Genomic DNA, 12,169 nt, shown 5'->3' with positions numbered 1-12,169 from the left:
CAAGCACGCCTCGCCACCATAACCACCACCCGTTTCACCCCATGCATTCTGGTCTCGAACTCACCCTGTTGCTGCTTGGCTGCGCCGTCCTTGGCGTGGTGGCCTTTCGCACCCTGCAGTTGCCGCCGATGCTCGGCTACCTGGCCGTCGGCGTCCTGATCGGCCCCCACGCCCTGGCACTGGCCGAAGACAGCCCCACTACCCATGCACTGGGCGAATTCGGCATCGTCTTCTTGATGTTCTCGATCGGGCTCGAATTCTCGCTCGGCCAGCTGCGCTCGATGCGGCGCATCGTGTTCGGGCTGGGACTTGGCCAGGTAGTGACGACCGTCGCTGCAGCCATGGGCATCGGCCTGCTGGCGGCGTACCTGATGCCCCACCTCACCTTGGCCTGGCAGGCCGCGTTCGCACTGGGCGGGGCGCTGGCCATGTCGTCCACGGCGATTGTCGTCAAGCTGCTCACCGAGCGCCTCGAGCTCGAGAGCGAACACGGGCGGCGCATCATCGGCATCCTGCTGTTCCAGGATCTGGCGGTGGTGCCGCTCTTGATCATGATCCCGGCGCTGGCGCGCGATCCGGAAGACATGGCCATCACGCTCGGCCTGGCCGCACTGAAGGCGGGACTGGTGCTGGCGCTGCTGCTGTTCTTTGGCCAGAAGCTGATGGGGCGGTGGTTCACGATCGTGGCCAAGCGCCGCTCGCAGGAGCTGTTCATGCTCAACCTGCTGCTCGTGACACTGGGTTCCGCCTGGATCACCGAGCAGGCCGGCCTGTCGCTGGCGCTCGGTGCCTTTGTCGCCGGCATGCTGATCTCCGAAACACCCTACAAGCACCAGGTGGAAGAAGACATCAAGCCGTTTCGCGATGTGCTGCTTGGCCTGTTCTTCATCACGATCGGCATGCTGCTCGACCTGCGCCTGGTGAGCCAGTACTGGTGGCAGGTCACGCTGCTGCTGGCGCTCGTGGTGCTGCTCAAGGCGGGCCTGATCGTGCTGCTGGCGCGCGCGTTCGGCGCGCCGCTGGGCACCGCGCTGCGCACGGGCCTCGCGCTGGCGCAGGCCGGTGAGTTCAGCTTCGTGCTGCTCAGTCATGCATCCGGCTCGAAGCTGATCGATCCGTTCGTGATGCAGCTGGTGCTGGCCTCGATGGTGCTGTCGATGCTGCTGGCGCCCTTCATCATCGGCTACATGGACCGGATCGTGATGAAGGTCGCGGCCAACGAATGGATGATGCAGTCGCTGCAACTGACGCAGCTGGCCACGCGCACCATGAGCACCCAGAAGCACGTGATCATCGCCGGCTTCGGGCGCAGTGGCCAGAGCCTGGCCACGCTGCTGAAAGAAGAAGCCTTGCCGTGGTACGCGCTCGACCTGGATCCGGAGCGGGTGCAGAAGGCGCAGGCGGCCGGCGCGTCGGTCTCGTATGGCGATGCGGCGCGCCGCGAAAGCCTGATCGCGGCCGGCGTACACCGCGCCAGCGCGCTGGTGATCACGTTCGCCGACACGCGCCAGGCGCTCAAGGTGCTGCACCTGGTGCACGAACTGGCGCCCGCCCTGCCCGTGATCGTGCGTAGCCACGACGACGGCGACATGGACGTGCTCAAGGCGGCCGGCGCGACCGAGGTGGTGCCCGAAGCGCTCGAGAGCAGCCTGATGCTTGCCTCGCACGCGCTGGTCACGCTGGGCGTGCCGCTGCGCCGCGTGGTGCACCGGGTGCAGGCCGCGCGCAAGGGCCGCTACGCCACGCTGCGCGGCTACTTCCACGGCACGGACGACAGCGGTGCGGATCTCGAACATGGCCAGGTGAAGCTGCATTCGGTGCGCCTTCATGCGCAGGCCGGCGCAATCGGTCTGGCGCTGGGCGCGTTGCGGCTGCATGATGTGGCGGTGGAGGTAACAGCCTTGCGGCGCGGTGGCAAGGATCTGGCGCCCGGCCCGGACGTGCTGCTGGCATCGGGCGACGTCGTGGTGCTGCGCGGGGACAGCGAAGCAGTCAGCCGCGCCGAAGAAAGGTTATTGTAACCGTCAGGCGAACGTGACGACCTGGTTGCGGCCCGCGGCCTTGGCCTGGTACAGCGCCGCGTCGGCCGACGCGATCAGCTCCTGCGCCACGCCTTCGATGGCGTGATCGCGCTCGAAATCGGTCAGCGCCGCCACGCCGATCGACACCGTCACATCCACCTGCTCACCCGTGGTCAAGTCCACCGGCAAACCGGCCACGCTGGTGCGGATGCGGTTGGCGACGATGCTGGCGTTTTCCAGGTCGGCGTCGATCAGCAGAACGACGAATTCTTCGCCGCCGAAGCGGCACAATGTATCGGACATCCGCAGTTCAGCCTTGATGCGGATGCACACCTCGCGCAGCACATCGTCCCCGCCCTGATGGCCGACCGTGTCGTTGACGCGCTTGAAGTGGTCGATGTCGATGTACATGCAGGACAAACGATAGCCCTGGCGCCGCGCGCGCGCGATTTCTTCGACCAGGCGCCGGTCCATGTAGCGCCGGTTGTAGGCGCCGGTGAGCGAATCGGTCAGGCCGATGTACTTGAGCATCTCGTTGCTGATCACGTTCTCGAGGCAGATCGCGATGATCGAGCCCATGTGCTCGACGAAATCGGTGCCCAGCGCCGGCGTGAACCGGCCCGGGTCCGCGCTGCCCAGGTTCAGGCTGCCGATCAGGCGCTTGTTGCGCAGCAGCGGCACCAGCGCCACGCTGCGCAGATCGGCCGGCGGCTGCGGGAACATGGCGCGGTGCCGGCCCGGCGCATAGGGGCCCAGGGTGGGCCGCGGCTGGCGCTCCGGCGCCATGTCAAAGCCAAGTTCGACCGCATGCTCGCAGAACATCAGGTTGGGCAGCGTTTCAAAATCGACGCCCAGGCGGTGCATGACCGTGTAGATATCGGCGTTCTGGTCGATCAATGACAGCGTGACGATATCGAGGTCCGAGATCACGGGCAGCGTGCTGAAGATCGTGCCGACCAGGTCGGGAAAGCTGCTGGCGCCGACGATCTGCAGGTCGAATGCCTGGTGGCGGCACATGATCTCGTGATTGCGCTCGGCCTGTTCGAGCAGATACGCCATGCGTGCGCGCAAAGTCTCGTTTTCCGCCATTAGTTCCCGCGACGAAATGCCCGGCTCGTGCATGAAGAATTCCTTTCAGCAATAACCGTAACATTACGCCATCCTCTTGGGCTTGGATATGAAAAACCGCCTGATCAGGCAGGCGGTTAGGCGAATTAGCGACAGTGGCGTGCTCTAGAAGGCCAGCTCGACGTTCAACGGCTGGCCGACGCGCAGCGTCTGGCCGATGCCATCCTGCACGATCACGTTCATGCCTACCGTGACGGCGCCGTCCATGCGCGGATTGGCGCGCCAGGCTTGCAGGATGTCGAGCGGATCGGGGCCGGGAATGCCAGTCACCTGGTCGACGGCTGGGATCGGGCAGCGCGCGCAGGGCTTGACGGGCCGCAGCGTCATTCCGTCGCCGTGGAAGGCCGCGACGAAATCTTCTTCGAACGCGGCGATGCCATCGACGACGACATTTGGGCGGAAGCGGTTCATCGGCAGTTTCTCGCGACCGGCCTGCGCGAGTTTCGCGTTGATGTCGTCGAGCGACGCCTGGCCGATCAGCAGGATCGGATAGCCGTCCGAAAAGCGCGTGGCGGCCGGAACGCCTTTCGTCCATTTGGTGCTGGTTGGACGGTGCACGTCGGGGCGAAAGCGCACCAGGCGGCATGGGGCGTTGAGGGCGGTGGTGAACCAGCTGGCGGCCGCGTCGCCGCAATCGGCGGCGGGGAGGCGGTCTTCCCACAGCAGGACCTCGATGGTGGGGGCGGCGGCGTCGTGCGCCAGTGGCAGGTGCAGGGGCGGCATGCCGGGGGCGTTGACGATCAGCTCTGTGGCGTCGATGCGCGGCGTGACCGTGGCCATGCGCGGCACTTCGCGCTGAGTCATAAACAGGCCGTTGGGCGTGACGAGCATCCATTCGCGGTCGTGCACGCCGTTTGCTGACAGGCCGTCGAGAGCCAGACGGGCTTCGGGGACGGACAGGCCGGCGCACGATTTGATCGGGTAGATAACGAGTTCGGTGAGGGTGGCCATGTGCTCAATCTCGGGCGGCGTAAAAAAAGCCCTGCAGGGCCAATGTCGTTCAGATAAAGGTCGTAGGGTGGGCGGGTTCCCCGCCCACGCGTTCAACTCGCTTTCGCCATACCACGGCGCGAGGTTGGTTTGAACGCGTGGACGGCATAGCCGTCCATCCTACTTTGGTAGCGCGCCGGGTATCCCCGACGAGGATCAGACGTTGAACAGGAAGTTCAACACATCGCCATCCTTGACGACATATTCCTTGCCTTCAGCGCGCATCTTGCCCGCTTCTTTCGCGCCAGCCTCGCCCTTGTACGCCAGGAAATCGTCATACGCGATCGTCTGCGCGCGGATGAAGCCGCGTTCGAAGTCGGTGTGGATCACGCCGGCCGCCTGTGGCGCGGTGTCGCCCACGTGGATGGTCCAGGCGCGCACTTCCTTCACACCGGCGGTGAAGTACGTCTGCAGGCCGAGCAGCTTGTAGGCGGCGCGGATCAGGCGATCGAGGCCCGGCTCTTCCATGCCCATGTCGGACAGGAAGTCGGCCTTGTCGGCATCTTCCATCTCGGCGATTTCGGACTCGATTGCGGCGCTGATGGCAACGATCGGCGCGTTCTGCTCCTTGGCGTACGCGGTCAGCAGGTCCAGCAGCGGGTTGTCGGTGAAGCCCGTGTCGGACACGTTGGCCACGAACATCGCCGGCTTGGCCGTGATCAGGTGCAGCGTCTTGATCATTTCCATTTCATCGGCGTCCAGGCCCAGCGTGCGCACTGGTTTGCCCTGGTCCAGGTGCGGCATCAGGCGTTCGCAGACGGCGACCAGCTTGGCGGCATCCTTGTCGCCCGAGCGCGCTTTCTTGCCTTCGCGGTGGATCGCTTTTTCGACGGCGGTCATGTCGGCCAGCGCCAGCTCGGTCTGGATGACTTCGATGTCGTCCAACGGGCTGACCTTGCCGGCCACGTGGATCACGTTGTCGTCATGGAAGCAGCGCACGACGTTGATGATGGCGTCGGTTTCGCGGATGTGCGACAGGAACTGGTTGCCCAGGCCCTCGCCCTTCGACGCGCCGGCGACCAGGCCGGCGATGTCGACGAATTCTACGATGGCATTGACCATGCGTTCCGGCTTGACGATGGCCGACAGCGCATCCATGCGTGGATCCGGCACTTCGACAACGCCGACGTTCGGTTCGATGGTGCAGAACGGATAATTTTCAGCCGGGATGCCGGCCTTGGTCAGCGCGTTGAACAGGGTGGACTTGCCGACGTTTGGCAGGCCGACGATGCCGCATTTGAGGGTCATGAGAACTCTTTCTGATTCGGTAAAAAGCGAGCGATCAATGAACCGCCCTAAACCCTGCATTGTAACCCGGACCGGCTTTTCTGCTGAAAAAAAAGGCGCACCGCGCCTCTGCTGCAACGAGCCGATTGCCCCAATGACAAGCTAAATTGGCTGGATGCGCGCCAGGTCGGGCCGCAGCGCGAATTCGGCCAGCTCATCGCGCAGGCGCTCGCCCTCCCCGATCGCGTGGCGCCATACGCGGATGCGCGCGTCGTGGTCGAGACCGAACGACGTGAAGTCGGTCCGGTCCGGCAATTTACCGCGCGGCAGTGAACGCAGGAATTCTGCGGAAGGCGTTACCAGCAGCACGTTCTCCAACCAGCCACGGTTGGGGCCACGCGCGGCGCGTCGCCACGGCATGCTTTTGTCGAGCCAGCCTGGCACGATGTGATCGGTGAAATGCGGATAGAGCACCAGTTCGCTCTTGTCCGCGCCGGCCGCGCGCGCATACGGCAAGGCCAGGTGGTAGTCGATGATGCCGCCATCCCAGTAGCTGCCGGGGGGCGCCCCGGCAATGTCGGTCACCGCTTTCATGATCAGCGGCAGCGTACCGGATGCCAGCAGGCCAGGTACCAGATTGGCGCGGGTCAGTGGCGCGAAATGCGTCGTGAAACGGTCGAACGGCTCGTGCAGCCATGGCAGATCGCCTGCGCGCGTGCCACCGATGACCACCCGCTCCATCAAGCGCGCCAGCCACGCCCGTGAGCCGGCGTTGTGCAGCGCGGCCGAGGCGAAGCCGCGCAGTTCGGCGTGGCGGCCGACCGGTGCGGCCAGCGAACGCAGGCCACGGTCGGCCAGGATGTGCAGGCGGTGATGGGGATGTCGGATGATGTCGTCTTCGTGCCCGCTCACCAGTTCGGCCAGCAGGACTTGCACGACATCGTCGATTTCTTGCGCGCTGGGTTTCAGGCGCGTGTAGCGCTGGCCTGTATAAAGTTCGGCCAGGCGGGCAAACGCCTTTGCCGGATCCTTCTGGCACGCGGCCGCCATGCGCCAGGCGCCGATGGAGGCGCCGATCAGGGTGCGTTCGCGCGGCGCCGTGGGCAACCACTCGCCGAACAGCCACGCATCGAGCGACGCGAAAATCAGGCCTTTGGGGCCGCCGGCTGCCGCCGGCACGATGGCAATGTCCTGCGCGCGCAAGCCATGGGCGGCGATCTGGGCCATGGCAAGGGGGCCGGCCTGGAAGTTAAGCGCTCTCATCGTGAAATTATCGCAGAAGTCCGGCTGACAGCAGCCGCTTGCGCGACATCAATCCTGCACAAACGCCGCCCCGTACCATGGGTCGGTCGCATATTGGAGATTGAGATGATGCTGCGCTGTATCGTCATGCTGTGTCTGCTTCTGTGGCCATTACTCGGGCTGCAGCCGGCATGCGCGCGTGATACCGGCGTCGAGCGCCACGTACGCTACTTTGTGGTCGAACCCAGCGGCGCTTATCTGCTCACGGTCGAACAAACCAGGACCATCGCCCAGCGCGATGCGCTGCACGACTATGCCCGGTACGACATCGCCTACAACCAGTCACTCGAGGAGATCATCGCCGTTGAGGCGCATACCGAGAAGGCCGACGGGCGCCGGCTCTCCGTGCAGCCGCACCAGATCAGCGACCAGCCACAATCTGCTTCGGTCGACGCTCCGATGTTCCAGAACATGCGCCTGAAGCGTGTCGTGTTTCCCGACGTCGATGCCGGCGACCAGGTAGCCGTGCGCTACGTCGTGCGGCGCCACACGCCACTGTTTCCCGGCCATTTCGAAGACCTGTCCAGTGCCCGCCTCCAGCGCCAGCGCGACTTCCGGCTGGTCTATGACATGCCGGCCCCGATGCTGCTGCATGCCGACGCCACCGGGTTCGTCCCGACCGCCGCCGCCGACCTGCCCGCACCCGCAGCTGGCAAACGGCGCTACGCGTGGCGCTATGTCGATGGCGACAATGTCCGACCAGAAGCCGACGCGGTCAGCCATCTTGATTACGGCAAGCGGCTCGCCGTCTCCAGCTTCGCCGATTACGCCGCCCTTGCCCTCGCCTACCAGGATCGCGCGGGCGCACACGCGCAGCCTGACAACACGGTAGCGGCGCTGGCGGCGCGCGTGACCGTTGATCTGGTCGAGCCCCGTGCGCGTGCGATCGCGTTGTCCGATTGGGTACGCCGCAACGTGCGCTATGTGGGCATGCACCTGGGCCCCGGCGGCATCGTGCCGCACGCGGCGGCCAGCGTGCTGGCCAATCGCTATGGCGACGCCAAGGACCAGACAACGCTGCTCGTCGCCCTGCTGGCCAGCGCCGGCATCGACAGCACCGTTGCTCTCGTCAACAACGGTAACGCCTATCAGTTGACCGCCGTGCCCACGCTGGGCGTGCTCAATCACGCGATCGTCTACGTGCCGTCGCTGCAGCTGTATCTCGATCCGACGGCCGAGAACGTGGCGGGCGGCTTCTTGCCGGCAGCGCTGCTTGGCAAGCCGGCAGTGCTGACGCGCTCGGGCGAGTTCGCGATGCTCCCTTTCTTCCAGCAGGCGCATAGCCACACGCTCACGCAGTTCACCATCCAGCCCGATGGCAGCCGCTGCTTTACGGTCACGCGCACCGGCAGCGGCGCCCTGGCAGAACCGTACCGGCGCGCCCCGGACGGCAATATCGCCATATCGTTGCGCGGCGCCAGCAACGGTTTCACGAAACCGCCAGGGCCGGCACGGCTGGCTACGACTTACGATCTGAGGGGCAGCTTGAGCGAGGCCGTGTTCGCGTTCACGCAAGAACCCGAGCGGCACCAGGACTTTGTGTGCCCAGCGATCGATGCCGAGGACGAAGTGCGCTTTCAACTTCCGACGCGCTCGCGCGTGCTGACACTGCCGCGCGCCATGCATGTGGACGATGCCAACTTTGCCTACCGCTCGCGCTATGCGCGGCGCGGCCCATTGGTGACGGTGCAGCGCCAGCTCAAGTTCCGCCACACGGCGGCAACCTGCACGCCCGACGACTACCGGCGCATGCGGCCCGCACTCGAGCGCATGGTGCGCGACCTGCGCTCGCAGGTGGTTTTCAAGCGTAGCTGACGCTCGCCGTGCACAGGCCTGTCAGGCGGTGTGCAACCGCATCGTGGCCGTATCGAACTTGCCTTCACAGACAAGTGGGATGATATGCAGGCTCTTGTCGATCGATTCCTCGATCAGACTCTGCTCTTCACGGCGCGGACGGTGCAGAACGAAGTCAGCCACCACCTGCTGCAGATTCATCGTGCGCGGATGGCCGATGCCAAGGCGCAGGCGCCAGTAATCCTGGGTGCCCAGCGCCGCCGTGATGTCCTTCAGGCCATTGTGACCACCTGAAGAACCACCCTTCTTGAGCTTGGCAACGCCCGGCGGCAGGTCGAGTTCGTCGTGCACGACCAGCACTTCATCCGGATTGATTTTATAAAAACGCGCCAGACCGCCTACCGACTGGCCGGAGCGGTTCATATAGGTCTGCGGCTCGAGCAGCCAGACATCGTTGCCGGCAATCGACGTCTTGGCAACCAGGGCATTGAAACGCGATTCGCGCTGCAGACGGCAGCCGGGCAAGCCATTGGCGAGATTGTCCACGAGCCAGAAGCCGGCATTGTGGCGGGTTTGTTCGTACTCGGGGCCGGGATTGCCGAGACCAACGATCAGTCGAATGGACATGCGTGAGATTCTGTCGATAAAAGGCGATTATCGCCGAAACGTGCAAATCAAAAAATAAAAACCCGCCGGGCAAGCCGCGGCGGGTTCTTTGCGATGCGTCGCCGGAGCGACGCGTCAGCTGCGATTACTCGGCAGCTGGGGTCTCTTCAGCGGTGACTGCGCCGCGTGGGATGGTTGCGGTGACGATGGTCAGGTTCTGGCCATGGGTCAGTGCGGTGACGCCTTCTGGCAGGACCAGGTCGTCGGTGTGGATCGAGTTACCGGCTTCCAGGTTTGCCAGGTCGACTTCGATGAACTCTGGCAGTTGGCCTGGCAGGCACGACACTTCCAGCTCGTTCAGCACGTGCGAGATGACAGCGCTGTTCAGCTTGACGGCTGGCGAGTTCTCGGCGTTGACGAAGTGGAAAGCGACCTTGGTGTGCACTGGCTTCGACGAATCGACGCGCTGGAAGTCAGCGTGCAGGACCAGTTGCTTGAACGCGTGCATCTGGAAGTCACGCAGCAGGACTTGCTGGGTCTTGCCGTCGATTTCCAGGTCCAGAACCGAACCGTGGAACGCTTCTTTTTTCAGCGCGTGCCACAGGGCGTTGCCGTCCAGGGCGATCAGCTCAGGCGTACCTGCGCCACCGTAGATGATGCCTGGCGTTTGACCAGCTTTACGCAGGCGGCGGCTCGCTCCGGTCCCCTGCAGAGTGCGGTTGAATGCGACTACTTTCATGTGATACTCCAAAAATAAAACAGGCCCGAATGCCGAAGAAAACGATCAACAGCCCGGTAGCCAAGTGGCGACCACCCCCGCGACCAGGGGCAGTCAGGAAAGAGCGCATTGTTACGCGCTCAAAAGATACGGAAATCCTGGATGCTACAACGGCGCGCCGGCTAATCAGCCAGGCGCGCCGTGGAATACAACGTCGATGAAGCTTAGTCGACGAACAGCGAAATCACCGAGTCACCCTTGACGATCCGCTTGAAAGTCTCGGCCAGCAGCGGTGCGCAGGTCAGCTGGCGGATCTTGCCGCAAGCGGCGCCAGCGGCGCTGAGCGGGATCGTGTCGGTGACGACCAGTTCATCCAGCGGCGAGTTCGCGATGCGTTCGATCGCCGGGCCGGACAACACCGGGTGCGTACAGTAAGCAACCACCTTCTTGGCGCCGCGCTCCTTGAGCACTTCGGCAGCCTTGCACAGTGTGCCTGCGGTGTCGACCATGTCATCCATGATCACGCAGTTGCGGCCTTCGACTTCACCGATGATGTTCATCACTTCGGACACGTTCGCCTTCGGGCGACGCTTGTCGATGATCGCCAGGTCGCAACCCAGACGCTTGGCCAGGGCGCGTGCGCGCACCACACCGCCGACGTCCGGCGAGACGACCAGCAGGTCGTCGTAGTTGCGCTTCTGCAGATCGCTCAGCAGGATTGGCGATGCGTAGATATTGTCGACCGGAATATCGAAGAAACCCTGGATCTGGTCAGCGTGCAGGTCCATGATCAGGACGCGCTCGACGCCGGCTTTTTCCAGCATGTTCGCCACGACCTTGGCCGAGATCGCAACGCGCGCCGAACGCGGGCGACGATCTTGACGGGCATAACCGAAGTAAGGAATCGCCGCGGTAATACGGCCAGCCGAGGCGCGCTTGAGAGCGTCGACCATCAGGATGATTTCCATCAGGCTGTCGTTGGTCGGTGCGCAGGTCGACTGCAGGACGAAGACATCCTTGCCGCGCACGTTCTCATTGATTTCGACCATGACTTCGCCGTCAGAAAACTTCGAGACGACAGCCTTGCCGAGAGGAATACCGAGGCTTTTTGCGACCCCTTCTGCTAGCGCCGGATTGGCATTGCCGGTAAAAACCATCAGGTTTTCGTAAGCCATGGGAGTCCCAAAAGGTAAGAAGCGTTAATACAGTAGAAAAACAATCAGCCGGCTATACCGGCTGATTAACTTGCTGATATGGCGCTTGGCACCGCATCGCGATTCTCTTGCTGGACGCATCGGCATCGACAGAACAAGAAAACTTTGGCAGGGGAACAAGGATTCGAACCTTGGAATGCCGGAATCAAAATCCGGTGCCTTAACCAACTTGGCGATTCCCCTACACGACCTGTACTACTTGCCGCTTCACATTGTGCTGCACATCTTTCTGTGCTGCTCAGCGTCGCGACAGGCAAAATTTTATTCTACAACTCATTGTTTTGCAAGAGCGATTTTTTCAAAGGGTGGGTCTTCAACGACTTCGCTTTCCATGCCGCATACTTCTGCGGCACCTGCGCCAACACCTGGTCGGCAGCGTCTTCGCTGGAGACTGCGCAAAATACGCATGCCCCTGAGCCAGTCATCCTGGCATCGCCGTAGCTGCTCAACCATTCAACCGCTTCAGCTACCGGCGGGAACAGGCGCATCGCCACGTTCTGCAAATCATTCTTACCAAACCCCACCATGCTGCCTGAATTGGTGTGGCTGGAAAAGTCCGCTATTCTGACCGGCTTTGCGTCTCTTGTCAAATCTGCCGCAGAAAAAATGGCAGGTGTTGGCACCGCAACGCCGGGCTCGAGCACGACATACCAGCAATCTGGGCCTTCCACGGCCTGCAAGGCCTCCCCCACCCCTTCCGCAAACGCGGTCTCGCCAAACAGGAAGAACGGGATATCGGCGCCCAGTGGCAAGCCCAGCGCCATCAATTCTTCGCGCGTGAGGCCCGCCTGCCACAGGTGGTTCGCGGCCATCAGGGCCGTGGCGGCATCGGACGATCCACCGCCCAGCCCGCCACCCATCGGCAGGATCTTCTCGACCGCCACATCGATACCCGGCGGCAGGCGTCCATGGCGGCGCGCATATTCTGCCTGCAGCAAGCGCAACGCGCGCACGATCAGGTCCTGGTCGTGTGGCACGCCTGGCACATCGGTCGTGCGCACGATGCGCTCGTCGTCGCGCAGGTCGAAGTGCAGCCGGTCAGCGCGGTCGATCAACTGGAACACGCTTTGCAGCAGGTGGTAGCCATCGGCGCGCCGGCCAATGACATGCAAAAACAGGTTGAGCTTGGCCGGGGCCGGGCAATCGTGCAGGGAACGCATGCGCATGAG

At 63.5% G+C, this 12,169-nt stretch carries 10 protein-coding genes and 1 tRNA gene; 2 read left to right on the top strand and 9 right to left on the bottom strand.

All coding sequences use genetic code 11. The features are described 5' to 3' along the window. Positions 1–41 precede the first annotated feature (41 nt). A complete protein-coding gene (locus AC56LY_RS22080; RefSeq protein WP_499583173.1) occupies positions 42–2,021 on the top strand; it encodes a monovalent cation:proton antiporter family protein in 1,980 nt (659 codons plus the stop codon). Positions 2,022–2,024: 3 nt separating this feature from the next. On the opposite strand, the gene AC56LY_RS22075 is transcribed toward AC56LY_RS22080, so the two are convergent. From AC56LY_RS22075 to AC56LY_RS22060, 4 genes are all read right to left on the bottom strand, one after another. Then, positions 2,025–3,143, bottom strand: a complete 1,119-nt coding sequence (locus AC56LY_RS22075) for a DUF484 family protein (RefSeq protein ID WP_499583171.1) — start codon at positions 3,141–3,143, stop codon at positions 2,025–2,027. A gap of 111 nt (positions 3,144–3,254) precedes the next feature. Beyond that, the gene (locus tag AC56LY_RS22070; RefSeq protein ID WP_499583169.1) at positions 3,255–4,100 is read right to left on the bottom strand and encodes an MOSC domain-containing protein; all 846 of its coding nucleotides are present in this window, start codon (positions 4,098–4,100) and stop codon (positions 3,255–3,257) included. A 195-nt stretch (positions 4,101–4,295) separates the two neighbouring features. Continuing rightward, positions 4,296–5,387, bottom strand: coding sequence for a redox-regulated ATPase YchF (ychF, locus tag AC56LY_RS22065; protein ID WP_499583167.1), 1,092 nt, complete (start codon positions 5,385–5,387; stop codon positions 4,296–4,298). Positions 5,388–5,528: 141 nt separating this feature from the next. Then, positions 5,529–6,629 (bottom strand): patatin-like phospholipase family protein, encoded by a 1,101-nt coding sequence (locus tag AC56LY_RS22060; RefSeq protein ID WP_499583165.1) that lies wholly within the window; start codon positions 6,627–6,629, stop codon positions 5,529–5,531. A gap of 105 nt (positions 6,630–6,734) precedes the next feature. Here AC56LY_RS22060 and AC56LY_RS22055 point away from each other — a divergent pair, with 105 nt between their 5' ends. Then, on the top strand, positions 6,735–8,483 hold the full coding sequence (locus AC56LY_RS22055; RefSeq protein WP_499583163.1) for a DUF3857 domain-containing transglutaminase family protein: 1,749 nt from the start codon (positions 6,735–6,737) through the stop codon (positions 8,481–8,483). A 21-nt stretch (positions 8,484–8,504) separates the two neighbouring features. On the opposite strand, the gene pth is transcribed toward AC56LY_RS22055, so the two are convergent. From pth to ispE, 5 genes are all read right to left on the bottom strand, one after another. Then, positions 8,505–9,089 carry an aminoacyl-tRNA hydrolase gene (gene pth / locus AC56LY_RS22050; protein WP_258837205.1) on the bottom strand — a complete coding sequence of 195 codons (585 nt, stop codon included), beginning with the start codon at positions 9,087–9,089 and terminating at the stop codon, positions 8,505–8,507. A gap of 124 nt (positions 9,090–9,213) precedes the next feature. Further along, complete coding sequence (locus AC56LY_RS22045; protein WP_183554157.1) at positions 9,214–9,807, bottom strand: 50S ribosomal protein L25/general stress protein Ctc; 594 nt, start codon at positions 9,805–9,807, stop codon at positions 9,214–9,216. Between the two features lie 203 nt (positions 9,808–10,010). After that, complete coding sequence (locus AC56LY_RS22040) at positions 10,011–10,961, bottom strand: ribose-phosphate pyrophosphokinase (protein WP_183554159.1); 951 nt, start codon at positions 10,959–10,961, stop codon at positions 10,011–10,013. A 145-nt stretch (positions 10,962–11,106) separates the two neighbouring features. Next, positions 11,107–11,183: transfer RNA gene (locus tag AC56LY_RS22035), tRNA-Gln, on the bottom strand. An 83-nt stretch (positions 11,184–11,266) separates the two neighbouring features. Then, on the bottom strand, positions 11,267–12,160 hold the full coding sequence (ispE, locus tag AC56LY_RS22030; protein WP_499583469.1) for a 4-(cytidine 5'-diphospho)-2-C-methyl-D-erythritol kinase: 894 nt from the start codon (positions 12,158–12,160) through the stop codon (positions 11,267–11,269). Positions 12,161–12,169 lie beyond the last annotated feature (9 nt).

The organism is Telluria sp. ZT3P25 (assembly GCF_059685895.1).
The sequence above is the reverse complement of the archived record's forward strand: the minus strand, read 5'-3'. Positions and strand labels throughout refer to the sequence as shown.

Coding starts and splice junctions, on each gene's coding strand:
- AC56LY_RS22080 (WP_499583173.1), top strand. CDS start 42: ATGCATTCTGGTCTCGAACTCACCCTGTTGCTGCTTGGCTGCGCCGTC.
- AC56LY_RS22075 (WP_499583171.1), bottom strand. CDS start 3,143: ATGCACGAGCCGGGCATTTCGTCGCGGGAACTAATGGCGGAAAACGAG.
- AC56LY_RS22070 (WP_499583169.1), bottom strand. CDS start 4,100: ATGGCCACCCTCACCGAACTCGTTATCTACCCGATCAAATCGTGCGCC.
- ychF (WP_499583167.1), bottom strand. CDS start 5,387: ATGACCCTCAAATGCGGCATCGTCGGCCTGCCAAACGTCGGCAAGTCC.
- AC56LY_RS22060 (WP_499583165.1), bottom strand. CDS start 6,629: ATGAGAGCGCTTAACTTCCAGGCCGGCCCCCTTGCCATGGCCCAGATC.
- AC56LY_RS22055 (WP_499583163.1), top strand. CDS start 6,735: ATGATGCTGCGCTGTATCGTCATGCTGTGTCTGCTTCTGTGGCCATTA.
- pth (WP_258837205.1), bottom strand. CDS start 9,089: ATGTCCATTCGACTGATCGTTGGTCTCGGCAATCCCGGCCCCGAGTAC.
- AC56LY_RS22045 (WP_183554157.1), bottom strand. CDS start 9,807: ATGAAAGTAGTCGCATTCAACCGCACTCTGCAGGGGACCGGAGCGAGC.
- AC56LY_RS22040 (WP_183554159.1), bottom strand. CDS start 10,961: ATGGCTTACGAAAACCTGATGGTTTTTACCGGCAATGCCAATCCGGCG.
- ispE (WP_499583469.1), bottom strand. CDS start 12,160: ATGCGTTCCCTGCACGATTGCCCGGCCCCGGCCAAGCTCAACCTGTTT.